Source organism: Rhizobium changzhiense (assembly GCF_013087625.1).
GTDB classification, from domain to species: Bacteria; Pseudomonadota; Alphaproteobacteria; order Rhizobiales; family Rhizobiaceae; genus Rhizobium; species Rhizobium sophorae.
This window is the reverse complement of record NZ_JABFCQ010000003.1, coordinates 622,598-649,189: the sequence shown is the minus strand read 5'-3', so window position 1 is coordinate 649,189 and position 26,592 is coordinate 622,598. Positions and strand designations below refer to the sequence as shown.

At 57.7% G+C, this 26,592-nt stretch carries 23 protein-coding genes and 1 pseudogene; 9 read left to right on the top strand and 15 right to left on the bottom strand.

Annotated elements, in window-relative coordinates; translation table 11 throughout:
• Positions 1-7: 7 nt before the first annotated feature.
• A complete protein-coding gene (locus tag G9X68_RS18125) occupies positions 8-1,495 on the bottom strand; it encodes a sugar ABC transporter ATP-binding protein (protein ID WP_171603554.1) in 1,488 nt (495 codons plus the stop codon).
• A gap of 65 nt (positions 1,496-1,560) precedes the next feature.
• Complete coding sequence (locus tag G9X68_RS18120; protein ID WP_171375917.1) at positions 1,561-2,694, bottom strand: ABC transporter substrate-binding protein; 1,134 nt, start codon at positions 2,692-2,694, stop codon at positions 1,561-1,563.
• Positions 2,695-2,938: 244 nt separating this feature from the next.
• Here G9X68_RS18120 and G9X68_RS18115 point away from each other — a divergent pair, with 244 nt between their 5' ends.
• Both G9X68_RS18115 and G9X68_RS31970 read left to right on the top strand, forming a co-directional pair.
• Positions 2,939-3,976, top strand: a complete 1,038-nt coding sequence (locus tag G9X68_RS18115) for an NAD(P)-dependent oxidoreductase (RefSeq protein ID WP_171375918.1) — start codon at positions 2,939-2,941, stop codon at positions 3,974-3,976.
• A gap of 72 nt (positions 3,977-4,048) precedes the next feature.
• Positions 4,049-5,770 (top strand): extracellular solute-binding protein, encoded by a 1,722-nt coding sequence (locus G9X68_RS31970; protein ID WP_171603553.1) that lies wholly within the window; start codon positions 4,049-4,051, stop codon positions 5,768-5,770.
• A gap of 188 nt (positions 5,771-5,958) precedes the next feature.
• On the opposite strand, the gene G9X68_RS18105 is transcribed toward G9X68_RS31970, so the two are convergent.
• From G9X68_RS18105 to G9X68_RS18075, 7 genes are all read right to left on the bottom strand, one after another.
• Entirely contained in the window at positions 5,959-6,732 is a 774-nt protein-coding gene (locus tag G9X68_RS18105; protein WP_171375920.1) for an SDR family NAD(P)-dependent oxidoreductase, read from the bottom strand.
• 106 nt (positions 6,733-6,838) lie between these two features.
• On the bottom strand, positions 6,839-7,819 hold the full coding sequence (locus G9X68_RS18100) for an ABC transporter permease (RefSeq protein WP_171375921.1): 981 nt from the start codon (positions 7,817-7,819) through the stop codon (positions 6,839-6,841).
• 62 nt (positions 7,820-7,881) lie between these two features.
• A complete protein-coding gene (locus G9X68_RS18095; RefSeq protein WP_171603552.1) occupies positions 7,882-9,393 on the bottom strand; it encodes a sugar ABC transporter ATP-binding protein in 1,512 nt (503 codons plus the stop codon).
• The gene (locus G9X68_RS18090) at positions 9,390-10,415 is read right to left on the bottom strand and encodes an ABC transporter permease (protein WP_171603551.1); all 1,026 of its coding nucleotides are present in this window, start codon (positions 10,413-10,415) and stop codon (positions 9,390-9,392) included. Before G9X68_RS18090 ends, G9X68_RS18095 begins: the two co-directional genes overlap by 4 nt.
• Positions 10,416-10,430: 15 nt before the next feature.
• A complete protein-coding gene (locus tag G9X68_RS18085) occupies positions 10,431-11,537 on the bottom strand; it encodes a sugar ABC transporter substrate-binding protein (protein WP_240603640.1) in 1,107 nt (368 codons plus the stop codon).
• A 52-nt stretch (positions 11,538-11,589) separates the two neighbouring features.
• Positions 11,590-12,651 (bottom strand): ketopantoate reductase family protein, encoded by a 1,062-nt coding sequence (locus tag G9X68_RS18080; protein ID WP_171375924.1) that lies wholly within the window; start codon positions 12,649-12,651, stop codon positions 11,590-11,592.
• Between the two features lie 117 nt (positions 12,652-12,768).
• Positions 12,769-13,803 (bottom strand): 2-dehydropantoate 2-reductase N-terminal domain-containing protein, encoded by a 1,035-nt coding sequence (locus tag G9X68_RS18075; RefSeq protein ID WP_171603550.1) that lies wholly within the window; start codon positions 13,801-13,803, stop codon positions 12,769-12,771.
• Between the two features lie 516 nt (positions 13,804-14,319).
• Here G9X68_RS18075 and G9X68_RS18070 point away from each other — a divergent pair.
• Positions 14,320-15,420 carry a LacI family DNA-binding transcriptional regulator gene (locus tag G9X68_RS18070; RefSeq protein ID WP_171603549.1) on the top strand — a complete coding sequence of 367 codons (1,101 nt, stop codon included), beginning with the start codon at positions 14,320-14,322 and terminating at the stop codon, positions 15,418-15,420.
• A gap of 58 nt (positions 15,421-15,478) precedes the next feature.
• Here the strand turns inward: G9X68_RS18070 and G9X68_RS18065 are convergent, their stop codons facing one another.
• The 4 genes and pseudogenes from G9X68_RS18065 to G9X68_RS18050 all read right to left on the bottom strand — a co-directional run bounded on the left by G9X68_RS18065 (position 15,479) and on the right by G9X68_RS18050 (position 18,925).
• Complete coding sequence (locus G9X68_RS18065) at positions 15,479-15,784, bottom strand: putative quinol monooxygenase (protein WP_171603548.1); 306 nt, start codon at positions 15,782-15,784, stop codon at positions 15,479-15,481.
• A 699-nt stretch (positions 15,785-16,483) separates the two neighbouring features.
• Positions 16,484-17,008: pseudogene (locus G9X68_RS18060) on the bottom strand (hypothetical protein); the annotation flags it as partial.
• Between the two features lie 85 nt (positions 17,009-17,093).
• Positions 17,094-17,960: an MBL fold metallo-hydrolase gene (locus tag G9X68_RS18055; RefSeq protein ID WP_171603547.1), complete on the bottom strand. Its 867-nt coding sequence runs from the start codon at positions 17,958-17,960 to the stop codon at positions 17,094-17,096.
• A gap of 182 nt (positions 17,961-18,142) precedes the next feature.
• Positions 18,143-18,925 (bottom strand): CocE/NonD family hydrolase, encoded by a 783-nt coding sequence (locus G9X68_RS18050; RefSeq protein WP_206679761.1) that lies wholly within the window; start codon positions 18,923-18,925, stop codon positions 18,143-18,145.
• A gap of 103 nt (positions 18,926-19,028) precedes the next feature.
• Here G9X68_RS18050 and G9X68_RS18045 point away from each other — a divergent pair, with 103 nt between their 5' ends.
• From G9X68_RS18045 to G9X68_RS18030, 4 genes are all read left to right on the top strand, one after another.
• A complete protein-coding gene (locus G9X68_RS18045; protein WP_171603546.1) occupies positions 19,029-19,643 on the top strand; it encodes a TetR/AcrR family transcriptional regulator in 615 nt (204 codons plus the stop codon).
• Between the two features lie 481 nt (positions 19,644-20,124).
• A complete protein-coding gene (locus G9X68_RS18040; RefSeq protein WP_171603545.1) occupies positions 20,125-21,570 on the top strand; it encodes an amidase family protein in 1,446 nt (481 codons plus the stop codon).
• A gap of 41 nt (positions 21,571-21,611) precedes the next feature.
• Complete coding sequence (locus G9X68_RS18035; protein ID WP_171603922.1) at positions 21,612-22,097, top strand: DUF302 domain-containing protein; 486 nt, start codon at positions 21,612-21,614, stop codon at positions 22,095-22,097.
• A gap of 62 nt (positions 22,098-22,159) precedes the next feature.
• Positions 22,160-22,732 (top strand): TetR/AcrR family transcriptional regulator, encoded by a 573-nt coding sequence (locus G9X68_RS18030; protein ID WP_171603544.1) that lies wholly within the window; start codon positions 22,160-22,162, stop codon positions 22,730-22,732.
• Positions 22,733-23,035: 303 nt separating this feature from the next.
• On the opposite strand, the gene G9X68_RS18025 is transcribed toward G9X68_RS18030, so the two are convergent.
• Positions 23,036-23,797 (bottom strand): nucleotidyl transferase AbiEii/AbiGii toxin family protein, encoded by a 762-nt coding sequence (locus tag G9X68_RS18025; RefSeq protein ID WP_171603543.1) that lies wholly within the window; start codon positions 23,795-23,797, stop codon positions 23,036-23,038.
• A complete protein-coding gene (locus G9X68_RS18020) occupies positions 23,794-24,612 on the bottom strand; it encodes a type IV toxin-antitoxin system AbiEi family antitoxin domain-containing protein (RefSeq protein ID WP_171603542.1) in 819 nt (272 codons plus the stop codon). Before G9X68_RS18020 ends, G9X68_RS18025 begins: the two co-directional genes overlap by 4 nt.
• Positions 24,613-24,755: 143 nt before the next feature.
• On the opposite strand from G9X68_RS18020, the gene G9X68_RS31965 reads away from it, so the two are divergent.
• Positions 24,756-25,388: a hypothetical protein gene (locus G9X68_RS31965; RefSeq protein WP_244956187.1), complete on the top strand. Its 633-nt coding sequence runs from the start codon at positions 24,756-24,758 to the stop codon at positions 25,386-25,388.
• 6 nt (positions 25,389-25,394) lie between these two features.
• A complete protein-coding gene (locus G9X68_RS18010) occupies positions 25,395-26,465 on the top strand; it encodes a helix-turn-helix domain-containing protein (protein ID WP_171603541.1) in 1,071 nt (356 codons plus the stop codon).
• Positions 26,466-26,592: the final 127 nt, after the last annotated feature.

Sequence of the window (26,592 nt, the reverse complement as noted above, 5' to 3'; positions counted from 1 at the left end):
AATATCCTCAAGCCGCCGCGTGATGGGTCGCGAGGCCGATGACGGCCTCTTCGTTGATCTCGTGGGCGAGGAGCTCGCCGGTGATTGTCCCCTCGCGCATGACGATGACGCGATCAGACATGCCGACGATCTCGGGAAGTTCCGAGGAGATCATCAGGATCGCTATCCCGCGATTGGCGAGATCGTGCATGATCCGGTAGATTTCGGCCTTTGCGCCGACATCGACGCCACGGGTCGGTTCGTCGAGGATCAGCACTTTCGTGCTGGTCCGGGCCCAGCGGGCGACGATGACCTTCTGCTGATTGCCGCCGGACATCAGAGACACGGCCGTCGAGGGACCGCGACAGGCAATCTTGTAGTTCTCGATTTCCGCGCGGGCGATATCGTTCTCGAGCTTGCTATCGATCAGGCCCAAGCGCGTCACGCTCGGCAATGTCGAGGCGGTGACGTTCGCCGCAATGTCGAGAAGCATCGCCAGCCCCTGTCCCTTCCGGTCCTCGGTCACTAGGCCGATGCCTGCAGCGATCGCCCGTGCCGGCGTCATGGAAGCGATCTCCCGACCCTCGATGAGAATCCGGCCTTCCGATTTCTGCAAGGCGCCAAATATCCCGAAGGCGAGTTCGGACCGTCCCGAACCGACCATGCCAGCAAGCCCGGTGATCTCTCCGGCCCTGAGCGCGATCGATGCGGCCCTGACGCGGCCGGGAATGCTAAGGTCCTGCGTTTCCAGCACCACCGGGCGTTCGGCAGCCGGTCGGCGCGACGGAAAGAGTTCGGAAAGGGACCGTCCAACCATGAGAGCAATCAGTTGGTCGCGATTGACCGCTGCGACATCGCGTGTTCCCACATATTTGCCGTCCTTAAGAATCGTCACCCGGTCACAAAGCGCGAAGATTTCCTCGAGGCGATGGGAGATGTAGATGATGGCAACGCCGGCATCGCGAAGTCCTCGAAGACGCCCGAACAAGACCTCGACCTCATGTCCGGATATGACAGCAGTCGGCTCGTCCAGAATGAGCAGCTTGACGTCATGAACGAGCGCCTTGGCAATCTCAACCATCTGCTGGTCGGCCACCGAAAGGTCCTTGACCAGAGCCTTCGGGTCGATTTGAAGCCCGAACCGTGCAAGGAGCTCCAATGCGTCATTGGCCGTCCTGCGGTGGTCGATCAGACCAAACCGGTTTCTGCGCTCGTGGCCGATAAAAATGTTCTCGGCGACCGTCAGATGCGGGAAGAGCACGAATTCCTGGTAGATGACGTGAATGCCTCGTTCTTTCGCGTCACGCGGCTTTGCCCAGCGCACATCATTTCCGTCAAACCGGATCACGCCGCTGTCGGGCTGGTGAACACCGGCGATGATACGCGTGAGCGTCGATTTTCCCGCACCATTCTCCCCGACAAGCGCGTGGATCTCTCCTGCACGAACGTCGAGCCGCATATCCGTCAGCGCGTGAACGCCTGGGAACGATTTGGATATTCCGTCGAGTGACAACATTGCCTGATCCTCGCGAGTCTCTAAAAAACGGTGGGGCATTCGCGCCCCGCCGAGTTCCTGGGAGGTTATTGCGGGTAGTCGATCTTGAATGTCGTCGGGTTGTAGTCGGGACCCATTCCGCCGGTGACCAGCATGTCGGCCGGCGCGTTCGGAAGCACCATGTCCTTGATGTGAAGGTCGGGATGGATCGAGGGGGTCTCATCGCCATCGGTCGTGGCGATCTGTGCATTGATCTCGTAGGTGCAGGGAACCTGAGCGCCGGCAAGCACCTTAAGCGCAACATCGATCGCGGTGCCGCCCATGGCCGGGGGATAGCCCACTTCGAGCATCGGAACCTTGTATTTCAAAGCCATCTGCAGCGGTCCGTTGACATCAGATGTGGTGTGCGGCGGGATATCGCCCGGCTTGAAGCCTGCCTCGAGGAAGGCCTCGATGGAGCCTGGCGTCTGCAGGCCATGGGTAGAAAGCACCGCGTTGATGTCCTTGCCGTATTTCGAGATGACGGCCTGCATGACCTGCTTGCCCTTTACGGGGCTCCAGTCGGAGTAGACAGTGTCAAGTATCTTGATGTCCGGATACTGGTTCAGAACCTGCATGGCCGCCTTGACGCGCAGTTCGTTGGGGCTCGATCCCGCCTGGCCGCCAAGGATGACGATGTTACCCTTGCCATGCAGTTTTTCGACGATCCATTGCGCGAAGAGACGGCCCATCATCGCATCCGATGCGGTGACGAAGGTGACGAAATTGTCGGAAGACACACGACGGTCGACCATCACGACGGGAATTCCGCGCTCCATGGCGCGGGACACAGCCGGATCGACCGCCTGTTCGGTATTGGCGCTGACGACAAGAAGATCGACGCCGCGCGAAATGAGGTCCTGGATATCGGAAACCTGTTTTGCGTCGTCATGACCCGCATCGGTGATCAGCAGTTGCTTAATCTGGTCCTTGTGTTCAAAAGCGGCCTTTTCCATGGAATGCAGCATGACAACGCGCCAGCTGTCGCCAAGCCCGGCATTCGAAAAGCCGATCACATAGGGACCGTCCTTCTTGTATTGTGAAGTATCCTTGAAGCAGACATCAAGCGACGGGTTGAAAAGGAAGGTTCGCGGAACCCCGGCATAGGTGTCTGCGAGTGTCGGGGCCGCGCCGGACAGCAAAGCCAGTGAAGTAAACATACCGATAATTTTGGTTTTCATGATCGATCCTCCTCATGTAACTTAGTCAAACCGCATGACAACAAAGTATTGCTCCCGGAATGGCGAGCGCCTCGGGGTATGTCTCTCTGTTGACGGCCTATATTCCTCCCATAGGAACCGCCGTGCGATCCGATGTGAAAGTTAAGGGATGAACCACATCTTTCACAAACCTATAATTATCCGAAATGGATATTTTAAGTCGCGCATTCTATTTTTGCCTCGCCATACTAAACCTGTGGGAGGAGTGACACGCGTTCTGCATCTGCGGAAAACGGCATGTTCGCACGAACCTCTCCGACAACAACAGCATTGGTTACTTCACGCCGGGGCAATTTCCGGCAAGGAAGGGAGGTTTAAGATGGGTGAAACATTAAGGGTTGGATGGGCAGGCATCGGCAAGATGGGGGCCCCCATGAGCCGACGCGTGCTGGAAGCCGGCTACGCGCTATCGGTATTCGAACCATTACCGGAAAATCGCGCAACGATTGTCGCGGAAGGCGCCAATGTCGCTCATTCGCTGGAGGATCTGGCAGCCGCATCCGACGTCGTGGTGCTGACAATTCCGAACGATGCCATTCTTCGCGATCTGGTGCTATCCAGGGGCGCTCTCGCGGATGCTCTGAACCCCGGTCAGATCCTGATGGAGATGAGCACCGTCTCTCCCGAAATTTCCGCAGAGGTGAGCGCAGCACTTAGCGAACGCGGTGTTGCCTATCTCCGCGCACCGGTATCGGGCAGCACGATCACAGCCTCTTCCGGGAACCTTTCGGTGATGGTCTCAGGGCCAGATGATGCTTACCGGAAGGTCGAACCGATGCTGGCATGTTTTTCCTCCCGGCAATTTTATCTCGGCAAGGGAGAAGAGGCCCGTTATTTGAAGCTCGTTCTCAATGCGTTGGTCGGCGCAACCGCCGCCCTGCTGGGCGAAGCGTTGACGCTCGGCCTGAAAGGCAACCTTTCCGTCGAGACGATGCTGAGCGTCATTTGCGAAAGTGCCGTAGCGTCGCCTCTGATAGCTTACAAGCGTGACCTGTTGGTCAGCCGCAACTTCGATCCGGCCTTCTCAGTCTCGCAAATGATGAAGGATTTCGACCTCATCCTCGGTGCGGCGAAGTCGGACCATGTTCCGATGTACCTGGCGTCCATGATCCGGCAGCAGTACGAAGCCGCTTATGCGGACGGGCTCGCTGAAAAGGACTTCTTCGTGTTGTTCGAACAATCCGAGAGGCTGGCTGGTCTTTCGCCACGCGAAGACAAACCGCAAAACCTCACAGCAGTCTGAGTGCACTCGTCAATCTTGCGTTTTCCTGTTTAAACTCTTTCTGAATGGATGCGCGACGGTGGGGAGGCCGACGTGAACGAATACGAGATGCTGCGCGTGATCGACTTTCTCGAAAAAACGCGACGTCCCTTTAGAGAGGTGGTGGAGATCTCCGACGACGATGCGGTCTGGAGAATCGTCACCTATCTCATCAAGTCGCATATACTCAGTCAAACCGTTTCCATCTCGACGCTCGGTCAGGAATCGGGCCTGGCCTATGCTACCTCAATGCGGCTGATAAACCGGCTGATCGAGGCGGGTTATATCCAACGCATCGCCAAGGGATCGACGGGCAAAAGCTTCGCGCTGCAGCCGAGCGACGGTCTACTGCGCTCCTTCCAGACCTATGCGCGCAAGACGAAGTCGTTGCTTGCGCAAACGCTTGGCCTGCGCGTGGGTGAAGAGGAAGATGAGTATTATTTCGGGGGAACGCCGCTCGGATCCCAGATCATTCCCCCGATGCGCCTGGTCCAGAAGAGGGCGGAGTCGCAGATCGAATTGCGGTTTCTGCTGAACGACGACAACTACTTCTCGGCGATGCGCAACATGTGGGCGGATTTCCGCAACAACCTTGCATCCCGCAAGAACTTCGATCTTCTGCCTCTGCCGGAACTGTACCGGCGTGCGCGCGAGAATGGCAGCAAGCCGGTCTCCGACTACGATGTCATCGCCATAAACATGCCATGGCTCGGTGAATTTGCCGAGAGCGGCATCGTCCGCCCCATCGATACTTACATTCAAAAGACGGGCATCAATCCCCTCGACTTTCACCCGTCCATCTGGTCCACCGCCACCTGGGAAGGAAAAGACTACGGTGTGCCCGGCTACTGTACCATCGAAATCCTGGCAGCCCGCAGGGATCTCTTCAGCGATGCCGACCTGCCGTTTCCAAAGACGTTCGACGAGGTGATTGCCGCCGGTCGGCGGTTTCACGCACCTGAGAATGGAATGTTCGGGGCCGTCTGGGACGGTGCGCGGGGCATGCCGATCGCGTCGAGCTTTCTCTTCTTCCTTGGGGCATGCGGTCAACCGGCAATCTCGCTCAGGAAGACCAGGTCGGGCTTCACGCTGGATGGCGTCGATCCGGACGAACTGAGCTGTACGATCGTATCGGACGCAGGTTTTGCCGCTCTGGAGTTCATGCGGCGGCTGCTGGACATATCGCCGCCCAACATACTCGAAATGGCCTGGGACCAGACACTCGAGATATTCTTCAAAGGGCGCGCCAGCCTCGGCTATTTCTGGACGATGCGCACTGCCCGCTTCGAATATGACGTTCAATCTGTCGTAAAGCGCCGCGTCGAGTACCTGCCCCAGCCGTCGGGGCCGGGCGGGACAAGGGTTTCGCCAATAGGGGGCTTTCTGTTCTGTATTCCGACAAACCTACCCGAAGAACGCGTTGAGCTTGCCGCCGACGCCATCGCCTGGATGGCCTCGCGCGAGGCGATGAAGGCGCATGTGAAGAACGGATTCCCGGTAGCGCCACGCTTTTCGGTCAGCGCCGATCCGGAAGCGGCGGCAAGCTCGCCGATTGTGCGGTTTGTCGACCAACTGGCCAAGAAAAACCTGCTGCATACCTGGCAGCGTCCCAATATCCCCCAATACACCACAATCGAGAAGGTTCTTGGTACGGAGATCCATGACGCTCTGCTTGGAAAAAAATCCCCACGAGCCGCTCTTGAGAGTGCGGCCGCGCTGGTGGAGTCCAGCTTGAAATCCAGGCACAAAAAGTGGGCCAGGCACCAGGCACTTTAGACAAACCCTGGATTCCTGATTTCACACATGTAGCAAGGCGGATGGATTAGGGTGCGCCTGCTGCCGCCCACCCATAGCAGTATAATTGCCATGGAAGGACGATCGGAGCCTGAGTAGACGCGGCTAGGCACTTTTGGCGTGGCCCTCGGTAAGGGTTCATGCCGTCAAGCCAAGCAGCGCCCGTATGGTTACGTCAACCGGCACCCGCCGTTGACGTCGAGAGTTGCGCCGATGAAGTAACTCGCGTCATCCGTTGATAGGAAATGGATGGCAGCTGCAATTTCTGCGGTTTCGGCTGGTCGACCCATAGGTATCTTGCTCCACTCTGTCGCACGCATCTCCTCTGCCGAAATACCTCGCTTCTCGGCTTCGACAGCAAGCGCATTAAAATGCATCGGCGTGTTGATGTTGCCGGGTGCGACGCAGTTGACCCTGATATCGGGAGCGAGTTCTGCTGCCACACTCTGCGTCAGTGAAATCAATGCCGCCTTTGACGCGCAGTAGGGGCTGAAGAATGCATGGCCCTCCCTCCCCCAGAAACTCGAGACGGTGACAATGGATGCGTTGCCGGCCTTGCGCAGTAGTGGCACGCAGACGCTGATGAACTTCACGTTTGCCCGCAGATTCACATTATGGACTTTGTCCCAAACCGACATGTCCATGTGTTCGATGCTGACGGCATCGTGGTTGATTGCGGCGATGAGCCCGAGGAAACGCAAGGGGATGGCGGTTTGGGCAGCCAGTCTGGCGACGGAATCGATTTCTTCATCGTTTGTGAGGTCCATCTGGACGCCAAAATATTCGCCTATGAACTCTCTCGACAACGTATCGGCCAGAGCCTTTACGTCGTCGGTCCGATCGCAGAGCACGATCGACCAGCCGGATTCGGCAAATCGTCGGGCCGTGGCGCGGCCGACTTCCCCTGCTGCGCCCGTTAGAATGCAAAGTTTTCCGTCCTTCATGATGCTCTCCCTTGAATTTGCGGCCGCCATCCTTGCGTCCCGCCGAACCCGGCTATGAGCTCACCGATAGCAATGTTGAACGGCCGAACTGCCTGTCGCCCAATCGCTACTTGATGATCCCGAGTTTGCTGCGATCAGTTGTCAGTGCGACGGCAAACAGAGCCGTCAGACCGAAGACGATATTCTGCGCGGTCGGCGCCACGCCGATGATGACGGTGAGGATCCGCAGCCAGGATGTGATCAGGCCGCCCACGACAGCCGGCATCAGGCCGCCCACGCCACCCGATATGGCGGTGCCGCCAAGCACGACGCCGACGATCGACAGCAGCAGCAGATTGCCTGCCAGCGTCGGTGAACTGAACGTTGTAATCGAGACCAGGAATAGACCGGCGATTGCCGCACATCCCGCCGATATGGCGAAGATGATCGTTCGTACCGCAACTGCATTGACGGCCGACATCATCGCCGTCTTTTCACCGGTGCCCAGCGCATAGATATCACGCCCCAGGCGGAGGTAACGCAGCATGAGCCCTAACACCACGACGATGAGGATCAGCGCAATGACGCTATTCGGGATGCCGCCGGTGCTGTCTGCAAGATAGGTCACAAGGATGTCGCTGTCCGGCACCGGCTCGGCGGTCGCGTTCGACAGGAGAAGCGACAGGCCGGAGAGCATGCTGAGCGTGCCGAGCGTGACGATGAATGACGGTAGTTGCAGCCAGGCATGGATAAAGCCCTGTATCGCGCCGAACACCATCGCAATGACAACGACGAGAACGGATGTCCACGGACCCAGGATCGGATTGAGCGCGACGACCAGAACGCCGGTCAGCGAGGCTACGCCGGCAACGGAAAGATCAATACTCCCGGCCAATATCGGCAAAGTGCCGCCGATGACGAGGGCGACGATCGGAGCTGCATCCGAAAGGAATCCGATCAGGGAATCCGGTTCCAGGACGCCGGGCGCTATGATGGCACTGATAGCCACCAGTGCGATCAGCACGCCCAACGGTCCCAAAGTTCTCCAGACCGTCGATCGATCGGCACCCAGGGTGCGGATAATGGAATTGTCTAGCGCTGTTCCCATGTTCCTGCCGTCCGTATAGCTATTGTTCGAGTTGCTCGGGTGATCGCCTTCCAAAAAGGCGGTCAGACCATGGCTGCGACGATTTCCTCTTCCCTCGGCATCTCTTCGGTGGACAGATCGAAGCGGGCCGTGATTTCGCCATCGCGCATGACGACGACGCGATCGGAGAGTTCCAGAAGCTCGGAGATCGTGTCTCCGACAAAGATGATCGCAAGGCCCTTACGCGCCTGCTCGCGGATCACGTCAAACAGGTCGTCTCTGGCGCCGGGATCGAGCCCTCTGCTCGGATGATCAAGGAGTAAGACCTTCAGCTCCTTGGCCATCAACCATTTTGCCAACACGGTCTTTTGCTGATTGCCGCCGCTCAGGCTGGAGATCGGCGCGAAGGGTGTGTCCATCTTGACCTTCAGGCGCTGCATCCAGTGGAGTGCGGCCGGCCGCTCCTTGGAGCGACGCAGGACCAGAGAACGCAGGCCATACTCAAGACCGAAGGTGAGGACAGCGTTTTCCATGATCGACCGGCTGGGCAACATGCCCTCGCTTCGCCGATCCGCTGGGAGATATCCGATGCCGGAGCGGACAGCTGCCCGCGGCGAAGTGGGCGTCAGTGCCTTGCCATCGAGCTCGATCTCACCGGTTTCGATACTCTCGGCGCCGAACAGAGCTCGGCATACTTCTTCGGCACCGGATCCGAGAACGCCGGCAATGCCGAGGATCTCGCCGGGGCGAAGGTCGAAACTGACATTACGGAAATGTGACCCACAGCCGAGACGGTCGATCTTCAGGACCGGCGGGGCATCGATCGGCTTGCGATCGGTTCTGACGTCGACCACTCGCCGCCGGCCGATCATCAATTCATAGAGTTCGCTACGGTCAACGGCGTCGCTCTTGCGTTCCGCAACCTTGCGGCCGTCGGTCATGACGATGATGCGGTTGCTGATCTCCAGAACCTCTTCGAGGCGGTGCGAGACGAAAACTATCGTGGCATTGCCGCGAAGTCGGTTGATCTGCTTGAAGAGGAGCTTGATTTCATCCGGCGTCAGCACCGATGTCGGCTCGTCGAACAGGATGATCGGCGGCCGATCGACCAGTTCCTCGATGGCCAGCACCTTGGCAAACTCCACCTGCTGGCGTTCGGCAAAGCGCAGATCCTCGACCAGAACGTGCGTCGGCAGGTCGACCGAAATTTTGTGAAGCTGCGCGCGGGCAGCCTTGGTCAGGGCCGACCAACGATAGAGGCCGTTTCGCTTGGCCGGGTGCGGCTTGTCGAGGAAAATGTTTTCCGCGACGGTCAGGTTGGGGATCAGCGACTGCTCCTGATGCACCATCCCAATGCCGTAACTGCCGGCTCTCTGCGCTGAATCCAACACAATCGGTTTACCATCGAGGATCAGCTGTCCCTGATCGGGTGTGGTCAGGCCCGCTAATATCTTCAGGAGGGTCGATTTCCCAGAGCCGTTCTGGCCGATCAGACCGAGAACCTGCCCATTGGGGATTTCCAGATCCAGGCCCTCGAGCGCCACGACATTGCCGTAGGTCTTGCGAATGCCTTTGAGAACGAGCGAGCCGATCATTTAACCACCCTCATTTTTCGGCGGCGATGCCAGCCGCCTGCGGCAACCGCGACGACGATGACGGCGCCGCTGATGATGTTACGCGTGTATGGACCTGCCCCGATCTGGATGAGGCCGTTATTGAGCACTTCGAGGATCACAGCTCCAAGTGCGGACTGCACGGCGCCGCCGCGCCCGCCCGTCAACACAGTTCCACCTAGAACGGCGGCGCTGATGGCGGGGAACAACAGGCCGCTGCCGATATTCGCATTGCCGGTGCTCAGCTGCGCCGAGAGCAGTACCCCACACATGCCGGCCAGCAGGCCGCAAATGGCAAAAGCAATGACCTTGAAGCGCCGGACGCGCAGGCCGGAGGCCAGAAGCAGTCCCTCGTCGCCGCCGATCGCGTAAATCATGCGGCCGAAGGTCGTGAAATTCAGGATGAGTTCGCTGACCGCGATGACCGCCAGGGCGATATAGACCACCAGGCTGATATCTAAGATCCGGAACCTGGCCAGATCGAGAATGAACGGATCGTTGATCTGCGGCACGCGGGCGGGGAAAAGCAAAGCTGCAATGCCCAAGCCGATAAACCAGGTTCCCAACGTCACGATCAACGACGGCATCTTCAGGACTGCATTCAGCACGGCATTGAAGAGACCAAACCCCAGGCCGGCCGCAAGCGCGATGAGCAATCCCATGACGCCGTAGTCATTGCCGTTGACGCCATTGGCGACGAGCAGGGCAACGATCATGCTGGTCGCCGCCATGATACCTTCCAACGAAAGATCGATGGAGCCCATGATGACGACGAAGCTGATGGCAGCGGCGAGTATTGCGGGTACCGCCGCTGCCTCCACAACAGATTTGAGGTTGTCGATGGTGAAGAAGCTACCGCTGATCAGCTGAAAGCCCACGGACAGCACGATGAGCGCTGCGATCGGTGCAGCGATCTGGGCCAGTGGCAACTTGGTTTTAAGTTCGCCAAGAAGCGTCAACGACTGGCTGCCCGTTCTGGAGCTCATTCTGGTAGCGGCCTCCATCGACCTATCCTCCAATTACTTGTTGTCGTTTGCGCCTTCTGGAATCTGACCTGCCGAGTCCTTCCAGAAGTCCTTCTTGATGTCGGCGTAAGTGTATTTCGGCGCGTTCTTCTTCATCTCCAGGTACTTGTCGACGTTGTCCTTGGTGACAACATCCTGTTTGATGTAGAAGTCGCGCTGGGCATGCGTCAGCTTTTCCGGATCGATGTCACCGATGGCGGCGGCATAGGCGAGCGATATTGAAACGGCGCCTTGCAGAACCGGATCGTTCCAGACGGTGGCAAGCATGTCACCGCTCTTGACCATTTCAAGGCCGATATTCGAACCGTCGGAACCGGTCACCAGAACCTTGCCGTTCAGTCCCTTTTCCTTGAGCGCAGCGACGGCGCCGCGGCCCATCGCATCGTTGGAGGCGAAGATGCCCTGCAACTGGTCGCCATAGCGAGCCATCCAGGTGCGGGTGATGTTCTGCGCCTTGGTCTCCTGCCACTCACCCACTTGCGTGTCGACGAGCTCGAGCCCCGGGCATTCCTTGAGGGCCTTCTTTAATCCGGCGATGCGCTGAAACGCCGGCGGCGTCGACGGAACGCCCTGGATGGCGGCGATCTTGCCTTTACCGTTCAACGCCCTGCAGAGCGCCATGCCCTGATAGTAACCCGACATGACGCCGTCGAAGGACGTGTGTGCGACCCAGTATTTCGGATCGGTATCCCAGGGGTGGATGTTCTCCGGCCGGTTCCAGATGGTGACGACATGGACCTTTGCCTTGGCGGAGCGGTTGACGACCGCCTTGACGAAGGCGTTTGAAGAAGGGTCGGTCGCGAGCGCGCACTGGTTGCAGCCTGTAGCGTAGGTAGCACCGAGCTGGGCGAGCAGCTGGTCTCCCTGGTAGTTGCTGGTCAGAACGACGGGCTCCTTGCCGAGGGAGTCACCAATATCCTTCACGCCCTGCATGTATTCGGACCAGTATTCGGAAGCGGTCTCGTCGATGCCGATGATAAGCTTGCCGCCCTTGGCCTCTTCAGCGCCGGCGTGGCCGAGCGAAAGTGCCACCATTGCGCAGGCGCCGACTGTCGTCAGAAGCCAGCGCGCGGATATGCGAGCTTTTTGATGCGATCTCATGTCATTCTCCTCCTCTTGTTAAACTCTGTCCAACCGACCGGTGGCTGCGTCCTCAGCGGTGATCGGCCACGGCCTCGTAGGCTTCGATAAGAAGCTTCGAATTGTCCGGGTGCGCCTCGAGTTTGCCGGCCTCAATGTCGAACGCGACGTCCATGACGCGTTGATTGATCGGTGATGTGCGCCCATGGGCGCGCAGGATGTCGACCACCCAGCCATTGACCTCCTGAACCTCGGCCTTGCGGCCCTTGCGCCAGTCCTGCAGAGACGTGGTCAGCGTGTCCTCGCGAGAAAATGTCTTCAAAACCTCCTCGAAGATCTGGTCGACATAGCGCTCGGGATGGTTGGTCGTGACCGGCGGCATGCCGATGATCGGTACGATCTTCGAGCCATCGGCCAGAGCTGCTTGCATCGCCTCATATCCGGCGGCGCGCATGACTTCGAGCATGCCTGGCGCGCGGGCGGCGTCGGCCAGTGGCAGGTTGATGATCGCCGAGGGGATCAGCTCGGCAGCGTTGACCACGAGTTTCATCCACTTGGCGGAGCGAATATCGTCGGTAACCTCGACGGTGCCCGAGTTGCGCAGCAGTTCGGCTACCGCTTCGACGCGCAGCTGCGTCTTCGGATCAAGCGCGCCAAGGGCAAACCAGGATTCGTCGTGATCGTTCTGGCGGTTGGTGACACCGGGTACGAACATGTTCGAGGCGATCTCGATGACGGCGCCAATGGTGCGCTCGCGACCGACGATGCCGGCAATGTCCTCATGGGTCATGCCGTTCTGAAGGCCGACGACCAGACCATCGGGCGCCAGGACCGGCTCGATCAGCTGGCAAGCCCACTTGGTATCGTAGGCCTTGACCACCAAAAAGACGATGTCGAAGGGCTCTTTGACTTCGGCGACCTGGCACAGATGCAGTGCCGGAACCTTGGCGTTGATCGTCCGGGTCGGCAGGTTGACGGTAATGCCATTCTCGCGAATAGCATTCACATGATCGGGCCATTGCTCGATGAAGGTGACATCAAGGCCAGCCAGAGCAAAATCGGCTCCAATGGACGCACCTTGTGCGCCTGTTCCGAGAAAAGCGATCCTCGGGCCGCCCTTTCTATCCCAACTCATATGGCATCTCCTTCTGACATTGGCATGCGCGATGACACGCGCATGATTTGAGAACATCTCTCCCGGCCGGCGGACCGCCAGGTTGCGCATCGGCGAACCGACGCAAAACTTCAGAGCTCACGCGACGAGCAGCGAACTGTTCGAAAGCTGGGGCGGCAGTTTCCCTGCCTCGATTGCGCGGCCAGCTTCCACAACCCGCTTGTTGACGGGAGCCGTCTGACCCGCTTTTTCGAGGGTCCGCACGACGTGCCCGTTGAGATCCAGAACCTCGCCGCGACGGCCCTTGCGCCAGTCCTGCAGGACTGTCGTCAGCGTGTCGGCCATCATGAAAGTCTTCTGGACCTCGTCGAATATCTGGTCGACATAGCGCTCGGGGTCGTTGACCTTTGTCGGCTGCATGCCGAGGATCGGTACAATCTTCGCACCATCGGCAATCGCGGCGCGCATCGCTTCGTATCCGGCAGCCCGCATGACTTCGGCCATGCCGGGAACCTTCATCGCCTCGGCGAATGGTAGGTTGAGGATCGCCGAAGGCACCAATTGGGCGGCATTGACGATCAGCTTCATCCATTTGGCCGAGCGGATGTCCTCTGTGACCTCGACCCTGCCGCTGTGGCGTAGCAATTCCGCAATCTTCTCCACGCGACCCTGATTTGCCGGATCGAGCGCGCCAAGCGCGAACCAGGAGGTATCGTGGTCGTTCTGGCGATTGGTCATGCCGGGCACGAACATGTTGGAGGCCATGTCGAAGACAGCACCAACGCTGCGCTCCACGCCGACGACGGAAGCGATATCGTCCTGCGTCATCCCGTTCTGAACACCGACGACGAGCCCATCAGATGCCAATACGGGCTCGATCAATTGGCTCGTCCACTTGGTGTCGTATGCCTTGACCACAAGGAAGACTATATCGAAGTGCTCGCGCAATTCCGCCACCTGACAAAGATGAAGTGCGCGAACGTTTGCAGTGATCGAGCGGTCAGGCATGTTGACCGTTATTCCGGCTGCCCGCATCGCGGCGACGTGCTCCGGCCACTGCTCGATAAAGGTGACATCCAGGCCCGCCAATGCGAAATCAGCGCCAATCGAGGCGCCCTGGGCGCCCGTGCCAACGACGGCAATCCTCAAATTCCGCGCTTCATCCCAAGCCACAGCGCCTCTCCTCCGCGTCCCATTCGGCGGATTTCGGTCCGCCGGATCTTGGAGCACCGATATCGTCTCGGAATACCGGTGTCAAGAACAAACGTTTGCACAAGGGAAAAGTCATCCAGAATGAAACGAGCTCAATATATCAATGAAAGCCCTTAGATGCGGGAGGAGTGGCGCGTACAGCTAAGGCAACCGTTTGCATTTTTTCCACGACGGGACTAGTTTCAGCCGTCATGGTCAAAGCAAGCAACGAAACCGGCGCACACAAAATGCCGACACGGGATTGCCGCGCAGTCAGTTGAAGGACTATGGGCATTTCTACGGATGCAAGCCGAGATGGCGCACTTGGCTACCCGCGAGGCGAAGTCGAGATAAACGATCCCCGGCTGTTGGCGCACGCCATTGTGAAATCGATGGACAACGGCCAAGGGACGCCTCGGTGCGCGCCTTGTGCGCAAAGGTTTGATCAACTACCTTTCGCGCTCATGACGCGCCATTTGCACGTGATTGGACAGAAATATGACTGGTATATCGGACAATGATAAAAAGCGCTCTCGCGTCACGATCGTCGACGTTGCGAACAGTGCCGGCGTGCATATTTCGACCGCCTCGCGTGCGTTGAACCCGACCTCCCGTCATCGCATTTCGGGCAAGGTCGTCAAGAAAATCGAGAAGGTCGCCCAAGAGCTCGGCTACAAGCCCAACACGCTGGCCTCAAGTCTGCGCACGCAGAAATCCGGAACGATCGGTCTTGTCGTTCCCAGTCTCAGCGACCCTTTATTCGCGCCGATCATCGCATCAATCGAAGAGCGTGTCGCGAAAGACGGGTATATAACCTTTGTCGCAAGCTCGGACTATAAACCGGACAAATTGGTCTCGATCATCGAGCGTATGGGCGGCCAATACGTTGCCGGTCTCATCGTGGCGAGTTTTGAGCTGAACGACCCGTCGGTAGAGCTGTGCCTGAAATCGGGTATACCGACCGTGGCTGTCCTTCGCGATCCGCGGCACAGCCTTATTTCGTCGGTGACGATGGACGATACCGCAGGTGTCCAGGCGTTGGTGGAGCACGTGCTAGAGCTCGGTCACAGGGATATCGTGTACATTACCCCGCCATTGGCGGCATCAACGGCTCAGAACAGGCTTGCCGGCTTCAAAGCCGGCGCCCAACTGGATAAAGCCGCCGGTTGCCGATTTGATGTGATCGAAGCGCGAGCCTATGACGTCGCGGAAGGTGAGCGCATCATGCGGCAGATGCTGGCCGCGGGGCTGAAGAGCACTGCTGTCCTGGCCTTTAACGACCTTCTCGCCGTCGGGTGCCTGATCGCCCTGAAGTCTGCAGGGATCGCCTGCCCGAAACAGATTTCACTGACCGGCATCAATGATCTTCGGTTCATGGATTTGCTGTCACCGCCGTTGACGAGCCTGCATACGGCTGGCCGCGATCTTGGCTTTGAAAGCGCCGAGCTGCTCATGAGCCTGATAAGCAATCATAGTCAGCCGGTGAAACGCGTTCTACTCACGCCGCATATGATCGTTCGCGGCACGACCGGCCCGGCGCCAGCACCGGGCAAAGCCGATCGTCTCACGCTGAGAGCGGATCATGATGCCGTCGAATGAGCTGATCCCTCAGAGCGATCGCTAAGCTGTTGCGCCTTCCCGCATTTGACGGCGCGAATTATCTCCTGCCGGAAATCATTGCCATGAAACGAATTTTGGGCTCGATCTCGAAGAACTCGTCTCCACGGGCGACGAATTCTTTCAGGTAGGGCATCTCCATGTGCTCTTCCCACGCCTCGCGATTTTTCCAGATCTCGTAGAATGTAAATTCCATGGGATTGTCGCTGTCCTGATGCAGATCGTAGTCGAGACACCCATCTTCTGAGCGGGTCTTCCCGATCAGCGACAGCATGGCCATCTTTGCCTCGTCGATCTTCTCGGGCCGGGTGACCAGATGCGCTATCACCGTAAGCTGCTGCGACATAGTTGCCCTTCCCTGGCTTATGTCCAATCCTGCCGCTCCGTTGCGGTGTCGGCCGCCAATCGCAGGCCAGGATCCTTGAAATTGGGGACGATATCAGCGAGAGCCTGAACCGCGTCTGCCGAGGAGGATTTGCTTCTCAGCGGACGACTTAGCCGTCGGACGTATTTCGCTCGCATCATAAATGCAGTGGACGGCACCGCATTCCGCGAGCCACGCCCAGAATCTTTTCCAATCGAATGTGCCCATTTTTTCCTCCGAAATTGATGGATAACGCGGATGATCCCAATCCGCTGGCATCCCCCATGCCAGCTTTCAGTGGACGTGATTGTGCGCGGGGTGAATGCGTTTTTCGAGAACGATTTTATCCGGTTCGGATATTTTTCCGCATGACGGCATTACATCTGATGATTGGCGGGGCGGACTGTTTTGATTTGGTCGCCTTGATTGGAGGTGAACTTTTGACCCGCATCACCTCTGCATAGCGACGCTGAAAAAGCGGCTTTGCAGCGCCAGCCTTATGGAACCGCCGGAGTTGAGCCTTCAACATGATCAGGCGAAGCGACCGACCGAGCGCGAAACTCGTCGGTCAGCTTCGCTTGAATTCAGCAAGCCCTCAAAACGATAGCAGTCCAAATTATCTTCCTTCGTGGGTGGTGGAGATCGAAGCTTGCTCCGGGGGTTGCTATGACCGGCGGAGTTTTTCGGCGACCGTGTCGGCGGCACAGGCAGTATGATTTCCGAGGCTACTTTCCAGTCCTTGGCGATCTTCTTCCAGGTGATGATCATCAGGAACGGCTTGGGAGTTCCATCCTGTCCGGCATAGGAGACAGTAATTTTCATAGGTGCATAGGACTCCGCGATATCGAGTGTCAGCCCGACGACCTTGAGCTTTGAAAGATCAGGCGTTAGCACGACGGGGCCGGAGGCCGCTATGTCATGCAGCTTCTGGTCGATCGCGTCGTTGCCCCAGAAGCCAGCCCAATTGCCTTCGGATGGAACGGCGCTCTTCGCCACCAGAAGAGCGGACGGCGATTGCCAGAACATCGCGTGCAAACCTTTGATGTCGTGTTTGTTCGCCAGCTCCATGAGTTTGCCGAAGCGCGATTCGATCGTGCCGATGGTGCGGGCGTCCAGCGGCCCGTTGTTGGCTGCGGAAGCCACGGTTGCGAAGCCCGCCAAAGCAGTCGCCAAGGCGAGAGTAGCGGCAAAGAGCATTTTTTGCATTGTCTTTTCTTTTCGAAATGAGGTCGTTGGACGTGTTTTGGATCGTAGGGAGGGGCGGGTCATGACGACCAGCCCGTCTTCGGCTTCAAGCGCGCTTCTTCGCGACGTTCGCGGCTCCCCAGAGCGAGCCGACGTTGACCCGATTGGGATAGAGTTGCAGCATGGCGTCGTAGAGTTCGCGCGCCGTCGTGGTCGTTTTGTTCAGGCGATTGAAGTCGCGGATATATTGCCGCGTTTCGCTAATGATGCGCGGGTCGTCAGGATTTTCCGGGACTTTGTGCCCTGCGATCACCGCTTTAGGGGCAAGGGCTTCGAGCTTGTCCAGCGCCGAAATCCATTCGAGCCGGCTCTCGGTCGTGGTTTCCCCGAGATAGAGGTGAATGCCGTTGTAGACGACGTCGCCGCCGACGATCAGCCCCGTCGACGGGACATGCAGGCTTGTCGACACGGCCGTATCGGTGCGCCCCGCGTTCACGGCCAGAAGCTTGTGCCCTTCCAGCTCCAGTTCATTGTTTTCCATCGGTTCTGCCTCAAGCAGCCGCTCGGGGATCTGGCCTGGAAAAAGCCTGCGCCAAAAGTTTTCGACCGAGGCCGGCGACAGGTGCTCGCGCATGGCCTCGACCACGGCCGGCGTTGCAACGGCCCTGGCATTCGGAAAACGTTCGAGAAGTGGTGCCAGTCCGAAGAAGTGATCGCCATGCCCGTGGGTGATGTAGATAGCCGTCAGGTTCCTGCCACTGGCGGCAACCCAATCCGACAACGTCTGTGTCTGTTCGGTGGTGAGGAATGTATCGACCAGGACCGCATCCCGCTCGCCGTAGATCAGCGTCGATGAATTCGCCACCCACATCAGTTCCTCGTGGCCAGGTGGTACGTCGCGGCTGAGTCCTGGTCGCTTGATGTTGAGTGTTTTCCAGGAAAGGCCATTATTGGAGGTTGTGTTTGCAGTCATTATTGTCTCCATGATGTGAGAAGGCGTGTTGCCGGTGCAAGTGGAAAGGCTGTGGATGCAGCTATGCCTCGGCCACTGCGAGATGCTGGCGGAACCAGCCGGTGGCGGCAGCCTCGGCCATCGGAAACTGGTCGAGATAGGGGGTGAAATGGCCGCCCGGGATTAAAACAAGCCGCTCGGGTTCAAGCGCGCGTTCGTAGGCCGCAAGTGCAACGTCGGTGACAGTGATCTTGTCTTCGCGGGCGACTACAAGCAACAACGGCGTCGGCGAGACGGGAATTCCAGTTGCCTGGTTCGTACATCCTGGCAGCTCTTGTCGAGCGAAGCGTAACCTCATTATCCCAATGGCCCGCCGGGACCGGCTGCAGATAGAAATCGATTGCTTCCAGCGCGCGATAGGCGGCGGGAACGGAGGGGTCAGCGCTGACGACAGCCTGGCGGCGCGGCGGCTCACCGCGCAATTGCGCCCGTTCATCCGTGTTGAACGCGCCTTCCAGCGCCGGCAAGGCATCGGGCGAGACGCGCCGCGGTCCCTGTTCGTATCTGCTGATGGTAGGCGCCTGGGCGACGATGCACCGTAACCGACGATCCGTTGCACCGAGCACGATCGCATGTCCGCCGGCATAGCTGGTTCCCCAGAGACCGATCCGTTTCGCATCGACCTCGGGACGCGTCTCAAGATAGGAGTTCGCCCGGCGCCAATCCGCAATCTGCTGCCACGGGTCGATGTCGCCGCGCTGCGCGCCGCCGCTTGTCCCGAAATTGCGATGGTCGTGAACGAGTACCACCAAACCCGCGTCCGCGAACGCCCTGGCAAAACGCTCGAGGCCATGCTCCCTGGTCCCGGCATAGCCGTGCGCCATAGTGATGGCGGGACCAGGGCCTGACGGTTCGGGCGGGAAGAGCCAGGCACCGAGCTGTACGCCGCCCTCCGCGGGAAAGATGATGTCCAGTCCCGAAACCACAACTATTCTCCCTGTGGGCAAAGTCGTTTGCTTGACACCGTTTCGGCAAGCGAAGATAATTATAAGGTGACCGGTCGGAATTAATTAGTCAAGGATGGATTAGATGAAATCTTCGTCAAGTGGCCGAAGGGGGCCGAAGCCGAAACCTGGCACACGCGACAATCTCGTGAAGGCGGGCTTGCGAATGTTTCACAACGAGGGATATGCCGCGACTGGTGTTCAGGGCATTGCCGAGAGTGTCGGCGTCCCAAAGGGATCGTTCTATAATCACTTCCCGAGCAAGGAGGTTTTTGGCGCCGAAGTTCTCGATGCGTATTTTGATCGTAATGAAGAAAAGCTCCGCAGCGTAGTTTGCGATTCTGGGATCCCCCCCCTCGCCCGCTTGCAGGCTTACTTCGACGAAAGGATCAAGGCTTTCGAGACAGCAGGCTTTGTGAGGGGATGCCTTCTTGGAAATATCAGCGCTGAAGTAGCCGATCACAGCGTCCTTATGCGCCAGCACCTTTCAAGGCATTTCGGATCGTGGACCAGATTTTTTGAGGCTTGCATCGCGCAGGCACAGGATGAAGGAACGGTTGGTCGAGACCTGCCCGCAGCGCTTTTGGCCCGCTTCGTATTGAATAGTTGGGAGGGCGCTTTGCTGCGCATGCGGGCAGAAAAGAGCAATGAACCCTTGCGAGACTTCAGGGCGATCATCTTCGACGTCCTCCTGAAGTAGCGCAGGCTTCTACGCCGCAAAATTTCCAGTACAGCCTGCCTCGTATGTGTCGGGATACCAAGTGCTCCGACTGCAGCAGACGATGTGCAATGGTTCGGTCGCACACGCGCACCGACGCCCCTAAGTTCAGTCGTGCGAAATACATCCAACGCCGTCTTAAGGCTGTGCGAGGCTAGGGTCTTGCGGGGGGGGTCGCAAACCTTCACGATTAAAACGTATCTCCTGTTCGCCGTGGCTCAGCCGCCGCGGGAAGTGACGTGAAACGTCCAAAACACTGCGCTCGCTGACGCTCGGCCACAGATTGACGGGATCGCCGGTTCGAAGCCGCAAAAGTTCTCGACGCTCACCGGAAGAAGGGCCCCGGAGAAAAATTCCCCACCCTATTGTATTACGTTCGTACTTCTATATTATGATCGTAATATCACTGACTGAGACGCTCAACCGGTGATCCACGAGATAGATACCGAACAAAGGATTTCTCATGCAAAAAGAAGTAAAGTCAGACCGGTCCAGCGAAGGGCGCGGTTTCGCGGAAATCGGCGTCGCACAGGCTGCTCGCGCATTGAGTGATGGCGCCTTCTCGGCGGAAACCTATGCCGAGGCGCTCTTGCAGCAGGCTCGGGAGCAAGCGGACCTCAAAGCGTTCATTACAATCGACGATGAGGCTGTCATCGCCGCGGCATCTGCAGCGGACAGGGCGCGATCCGCCGGCGCTTCGGGCCCTTTGCTTGGTGTTCCCCTAGGGGTGAAGGACAGTTATCTGACGAACGGGCTACGTACGACGCTCGGCGTCAGCAATCTGAAAGACTTCGTACCCGCGCACGATGCGGGCGTTGTCAGTGCCGTCAAAGACGCCGGCGCGATCGTTTTCGGCAAGAACAACCTCGTTGAAATGTCTTTCGGATTGACCGGAGACAATAGTCCGTTTGGACAGGTGAAAAATCCCCATGCTCGTGAGCGGATTAGCGGTGGATCGTCAAGCGGCTCGGCGGCGGCTGTAGCCGCGGGAATTGTACCGGCGGCGTTCGGGGGAGACACGATCGGTTCGATCCGTGTGCCGGCATCGCTCTGTGGCGTGGTTGGCTTCAAGCCGACGACCGGTCGTTGGCCACGGGACGGTGTCGCTCCGATTTCGCACGCTCTCGACACGACCGGTGTTTTCGCTCGATCTGTCGAAGACTGCGAATTGATCGACCAGATCGTGACCGGAGCCTCTCCGTCGACGACCTTCGAGGAAGATGATCTCAAGGGCGTGCGATTTGCCTATGCTCCAAGGCAATATCTGAACGTCGTTGACGCGGACGTCGAAGCGCGATTCTACGAAGTGACGCGCAGGCTCCGCGACGCTGGAGCCGAAGTTATTGAGATCGATCTCGGCGATGAGTTTTCCACGCTTGCGAATACGACGACGTGGAACCTGTTCTTCCGAGAAACAAGGGAAGCAATTGCCGGCTTTCTACAGGAAAACGGAGTCCCGACCTCGTTTGACGAGATTTACAGGGATTTGAAGCCGGGTCTGAAAGAAGTTTGGCAGCATCTGGTTCTTCCGACCGGATCCAAGTGGCTGACACCTGATGCGTACCACAATGCTCTGACCGTCGATCGGCCCAAGATTCAACGATTGTTTACCGAGGCTTTTGCAAAGAGCGGCGCCTGGGCACTGATCCTGCCGGCAACCCCCTGCCCCGCGCCGGAAATCGGCAAGGAAAATGAATTCCTGATCGCGGGCAAGCAAGTGACTTTCGCAGCGCTCGCGAACAACACCATCCCTGCCAGCGGAGCAGGCCTCCCCGGAATCAGCATACCGATGGGCAAAGTGAGCGACAGCCTTCCGATCGGCCTGGAGATCGATGCTCCTGCTGATAGCGATCGTCGCCTGCTGACATTGGCACGCCGGGTCGAGGCGCTCGCCATTTCGTCTCTTTGAAACGCGAGTTTGTTCGACTAACGCTTAGAAAGGCATTGCAGATGACGAGTTCAATAGACATCAAGAAGATCAGTATCGAACATGTCACGATCCGCTCCGGCAGAGACTTCAATGCCGTCAAGGCGAAGCTGGAATCCATCATCCCCCGGGTCGATGACGGGATATTCACCCTCCTGCGCTACCGCCAAACGGAGCGCGCACTTCAGGAACTGGAAGCCCTGCCAGCTCTGTCGATTTTTGGTTTCAGGGATCACGGAGCGCTTTTACAGGTGGCAGGCGTGCAGCGTCAGTCGATTCAATACGATATCGGGAATCCGCTGACCGCGTCGAAGATGACGCGGCATCACATCGCGGCGGGTCTCTATGCACCTGTTCGGGTTCTTCTGCTCGAGGACGTGGACGGCGCGGCCTTCGAATATGACCGGCCGATTACTACCTTTGGGCACCTCGCTGATCCGAATGTCGATGAAGTTGCGCAAAAGCTCGATCAGGACCTGATGGCCGCTCTCGAAGCAGCTGCCTCCTGACGTAAAAGGCATTATGCTGATCGACGTTTATCGCATGAACATAGCATTTCTGGAGCCAACCTATGCGATTTGAGAAAGGCCATAAGGAAAATACGCGGCGTCGGATCATCGACGTCGCGTCCGGACGTTTCAGAGCCGACGGCGCGGCCGCTTCGGGGCTAGCTGGAGTCATGACCGAGGCCGGACTGACGAACGGTGCGTTCTATGCTCACTTCGATTCGAAAGAGGCGCTCGTGAAAGAGGCCATGGTGAACGCACTGTTGCAACAGCGAGAAAAACTAGAGAAAGCTCGTGACGAGCATTTGGATCTTGAGCGCATTATCCGCGACTATCTTAGCATAGACCATATGCTACGACGTGAAAGCGGCTGCCCATCGGCTGCGTTGCTACCCGAGATCGGCAGACAGCCCGAGATGACCCGTGCGGCATATCAGGATGAATTAAGCAAATTCACAGAGGTTCTATCTTCGAGACTTCCCGCTACGGCGACATCCTCGCCCAAAGAGAGAGCAACAGCAATCTTCGGTTTGATGGTGGGAACCCTCCAGATTGCCCGAGCAGTATCCACCCCTGAAACGGCTTCGAGCATTCTGGAGGGCGGGGTTCAAGCGGCATTGTTGCTTGCAGCCTCATAGCAACGACCGAATTGCGTAACGAGATGGGCTGCCGGAGCCTGTCTCCCGACCCGTTTCGAGCGGAGCAGAACACACGCGAGTCGACCGTTCGCCCGCTCCTTTCACTGAGCGCCTTGAACGGAATCGAACCGTCGGCCCTGTAATTACCGGACCTAACCGGCCTTATGAAATCCTCACCATCAGGTGCGCATATGATCGGTCACAGAAGCAGCTTGGGAAACCTCTTCTCGCGCAACTGCTCTATCGCTTTTTCCGACGATTTCCACGGCTCCCCCTTTAGCATAGGCAGGACGTCCTTCCAAATCACACCGAAAGCGCCAATGGCGTCGTCGTCGGTAAACTCGATCCCCGGCGGAGCAAAGGTTCGATGTCTTCCGTAAGGCTTTTTGTCAGCTTCTCGAGCATGCGTTGCTCGGCATTTGCCCTCGTGATCACATTCTCCTCAAGTGACAGGTAGTGCTCGAATGCTGCGACAAGCCGCTTTGGATCAAGCGAAAGCTCCCGAAAACCCTCGTGGAGATCGAACAGATCGCGGTTCTTTCTCCGCTGCAAAAGGGCCCGGAGCTTCGTGCCAAACAACTCTTCCTTGTCATAGGAAATGATGTCGGCCACACCGCTAAACCATCCATTCTCGACCTTAAATGGATATGCTTGCGTCCCATTCAACGAAGCGTGTTCCCGTGTGTTAATCTCGACCTTGAGCTTAAGTGTCGTTCCAGGCTCGGCCTCGGGCGCAAAGCGAAAAACGAGGTGCGCAGAATGACCCGCTTGCTCCCTCTTGCACTTTCCAAGCCAGGCAAGACTGTCGCGGATCGCGTCGATTGTTGGTCCGATGGGTTCGGCCGTGATCTGAACGAGGTCGATATCCTCGGAATAACGCATCGGCCGTTTAAAGAGCAGCTTGTTGATTGCAGTACCGCCCCGAAATGCGATTTTGCCCTTAAGTTTTGGCGCCGAAAAAAGGTCGCAAAGCGCGCGGGAAATAATAAGGTCCTGCTCAATCTGGCGAGAATCTGGCCATGGCGCCTGGGTAGCCCAAGCTGTGAGGTGGGCATTTGGGATCAAAAGTCGATCTCCACGTTTTCATTGATGTCGAGACGCCACCGATCGTCTCTTGCTACGGAGAGTGGAAGGCCCTCAATTAGCGGCCTTACCGATGGGTCCAGCGGCGTATATTTGTCGCTTTGCTGAGCAAATGATTCCAGCGCATCGGCCTGTTTTTTGTGATTTGCCAAATCAAGCAGGTAACCGAGCCGACGGATCGAAGTGTTTTCGAAATACTGCGCGACTGATGCCAATTTCCTAGGATTCGCGCGGTCGCCGATATCCTTCACGATCTGAGCCACACCACTGATTCCCGTAGCCCGCTTAAAGTAACGGATACAGTCCAGGAGCGTTAACTCCACACCGGCAGCTCGAGCGTATCCTGTGTCCGTCTTGAGAGGCGTCAGCCAATCCTTTTGGTTGGTAGCGCTGAAGATGCTCGGGGCCAAATAGATGAACTGGATTCGATGACGCCCAATGATAATCGATCGGAACTGCTGCGGCACGACAACTTGGAACACCATCGCTGCCTGGTGCGAAGAACCATGCATGGCCGCCGCGCGCAGAAGGGATATGCGGTAGTCAGTGCCGAGATATTTCATCAAGGGATCAATCCAGCGCGCAGGATCTGGAGCGCCGGCGGTTCTATCTTCAGGCCGCAGGATGATATAGAATCCGTGTCGTGGATTTGCCAATCGGTTCCTGGAAATTTTCCGCGTCAAAGCTGCGGTAAAGGCTTGTGGTTTCAGCGCTAGCTCCGCCAACGCGTCTTCACGGGTAAACGTCGAGTACCCGCTCATCAGTTTGTTTTCGATGTAATCATCCAGCGAAGGCATCCGTCAATCATACGCAAAAACAAACAGAAATATAGAGGTTTTGCATATGATTGGCGACAGATCGTCGCCACCCGCCTGGAGCTTGACCACGTAACTTTTTTCCTCCACAAATGAGGGATGAAAAAGTTACGTGGAGATTCGGCATGGCTGCGGTAATTTATCAGGAAGCTCGCGAATGCGATCGCCGACTCTCGCAGTATTTCAACTCGAACCAGTCCCAGTGGATTGATATCGTCAAGGCGATGGTGGCGGCCCGCGGCTCTTGCACTGCCCATAACCCCAAAGCCTCCGCAGGCTATTTCGCCTGGGATGCCGGGATCACTCGCATGCGCCAGATGTTCTGTCGCGAAGGCTGGAATGCCTTGGATGAAAGCGGCGTCGAGCTGATCGTCAACCACGATTTCCGTCGTAAGGTAACGGTGATGAACGCCGACAAGGGCGTGTGCGATCCCTTGCGCTCCCCCCGTAACCGCACCGAAAAGGGTCCGATGGCGGAGAAAATTACGGACCTGAACAATCAACTTGATCTATTCCGTCAAGACCATCCGAGGGAAATCAGGCGCGACATTTACGATCTCTGGCAGTTGTGTGTGTTCGACGACGGGAAAGACGTCCGGGCAGAGCTATCACGCCCCATCGAATTTCGCGGCGGCTTCTACGTCGGCTACAGCGAGCGCATATGGATCATTCGCCCCGGCGAGTGGGAACGGATTGCGGTTGAGAAGCCTGCCGACGACGACGGACAGGATTTCGACATCACCGTGCGCAGGAAGTAACCTGTCATGCTCACACCTGGTCGTCTCAGCCTCGCTCGAAAGCGAAGGGGGCTGACGAAGAAGGGATTCGCAGAGGTCTTGGGCGTAACTCCACACACGGTGTTGCGCTACGAGAGCGGAGACATATCGCCCTCTCCCGAGACTCTAGAGCGAATTGCGCAAATTCTGGACTTTCCCCCTGCCTTCCTTTGTGCGCCTGACGTCGATGAGATCGTCAGCGATGCCGCGAGTTTCCGCAGTCTCACGTCAATGACTGCCAAGGATCGTGATGCGGCGCTAGCCGCTGGCACGCTGGCCTATCTCTTCTCCGACTGGGTGGATGATAACTTTAGCCTGCCAGAGGCAGCTCTGATCGACCTAAAGGGCGAAAACCCAGAGGTTGCCGCACGTTCTCTCCGACAAGAGTGGGGGCTCGGCGAGCAGCCCATCAAAAACACGGTGCATCTGCTTGAGGCGAAAGGCGTAAGGGTCTTTTCGCTCGTTGAGAACACACGAACGGTGGATGCTTTCTCAGTGTGGAGAGGCACCCGGCCGTTTGTTTTTCTAAACACGATAAAGACTGCAGAACATGGACGCTTCGATGCCGCGCATGAACTTGGTCATCTTGTTCTGCATCGGCACGGAGGTCCGAGCGGGAGACGAGCCGAAGATGAGGCAAACCGTTTCGCGTCCTCCTTCTTGATGCCTGCCGCAGACGTCATCGCCCGGCTGCCACGCATTCACACCCTGAATCAGATCGTCGAAGCAAAGAAGCGATGGGGAGTATCGGTAATGGCGATGATCTATCGCCTTCACACGTTGGAGATCATATCCGACTGGCAATACCGCATGTTCTGTATCCAAGCTTCAGATCACGGGTACCGAACTTCCGAACCGTTTGGAGTGCAACGAGAGCAATCGGTCGTTTGGCAAAAAGTGCTGACCGCACTCTGGAATGAACGGATTACGAAAAAAGAGATTGCGGAGCGGCTTTCAGTTCCGTCGGCGGAGATAGAGAATTTGCTCTTCGGATTAGCTGGGAATGTTTCAGTCACCGTCGAAAGAGAAAAATCCTCGGGTCTGCGCCTTGTGACTTGAGTTCACTGTGGAAGAGCAAGCTTCTTTTTCGCTCTTGAAACCGTACGAACCATCGGCGCCCTTATGATAGACGTCTCGTCCAAACCACGGAAGATGGCGGTAGAACCGCACATCTTTGACAGGCTTA

Coding starts and splice junctions, on each gene's coding strand:
- G9X68_RS18125 (WP_171603554.1), bottom strand. CDS start 1,495: ATGTTGTCACTCGACGGAATATCCAAATCGTTCCCAGGCGTTCACGCG.
- G9X68_RS18120 (WP_171375917.1), bottom strand. CDS start 2,694: ATGAAAACCAAAATTATCGGTATGTTTACTTCACTGGCTTTGCTGTCC.
- G9X68_RS18105 (WP_171375920.1), bottom strand. CDS start 6,732: ATGAAGGACGGAAAACTTTGCATTCTAACGGGCGCAGCAGGGGAAGTC.
- G9X68_RS18100 (WP_171375921.1), bottom strand. CDS start 7,819: ATGGGAACAGCGCTAGACAATTCCATTATCCGCACCCTGGGTGCCGAT.
- G9X68_RS18095 (WP_171603552.1), bottom strand. CDS start 9,393: ATGATCGGCTCGCTCGTTCTCAAAGGCATTCGCAAGACCTACGGCAAT.
- G9X68_RS18090 (WP_171603551.1), bottom strand. CDS start 10,415: ATGGAGGCCGCTACCAGAATGAGCTCCAGAACGGGCAGCCAGTCGTTG.
- G9X68_RS18085 (WP_240603640.1), bottom strand. CDS start 11,537: ATGAGATCGCATCAAAAAGCTCGCATATCCGCGCGCTGGCTTCTGACG.
- G9X68_RS18080 (WP_171375924.1), bottom strand. CDS start 12,651: ATGAGTTGGGATAGAAAGGGCGGCCCGAGGATCGCTTTTCTCGGAACA.
- G9X68_RS18070 (WP_171603549.1), top strand. CDS start 14,320: ATGACTGGTATATCGGACAATGATAAAAAGCGCTCTCGCGTCACGATC.
- G9X68_RS18065 (WP_171603548.1), bottom strand. CDS start 15,784: ATGTCGCAGCAGCTTACGGTGATAGCGCATCTGGTCACCCGGCCCGAG.
- G9X68_RS18055 (WP_171603547.1), bottom strand. CDS start 17,960: ATGACTGCAAACACAACCTCCAATAATGGCCTTTCCTGGAAAACACTC.
- G9X68_RS18045 (WP_171603546.1), top strand. CDS start 19,029: ATGAAATCTTCGTCAAGTGGCCGAAGGGGGCCGAAGCCGAAACCTGGC.
- G9X68_RS18040 (WP_171603545.1), top strand. CDS start 20,125: ATGCAAAAAGAAGTAAAGTCAGACCGGTCCAGCGAAGGGCGCGGTTTC.
- G9X68_RS18035 (WP_171603922.1), top strand. CDS start 21,612: ATGACGAGTTCAATAGACATCAAGAAGATCAGTATCGAACATGTCACG.
- G9X68_RS18030 (WP_171603544.1), top strand. CDS start 22,160: ATGCGATTTGAGAAAGGCCATAAGGAAAATACGCGGCGTCGGATCATC.
- G9X68_RS18020 (WP_171603542.1), bottom strand. CDS start 24,612: ATGCCTTCGCTGGATGATTACATCGAAAACAAACTGATGAGCGGGTAC.
- G9X68_RS31965 (WP_244956187.1), top strand. CDS start 24,756: ATGGCTGCGGTAATTTATCAGGAAGCTCGCGAATGCGATCGCCGACTC.
- G9X68_RS18010 (WP_171603541.1), top strand. CDS start 25,395: ATGCTCACACCTGGTCGTCTCAGCCTCGCTCGAAAGCGAAGGGGGCTG.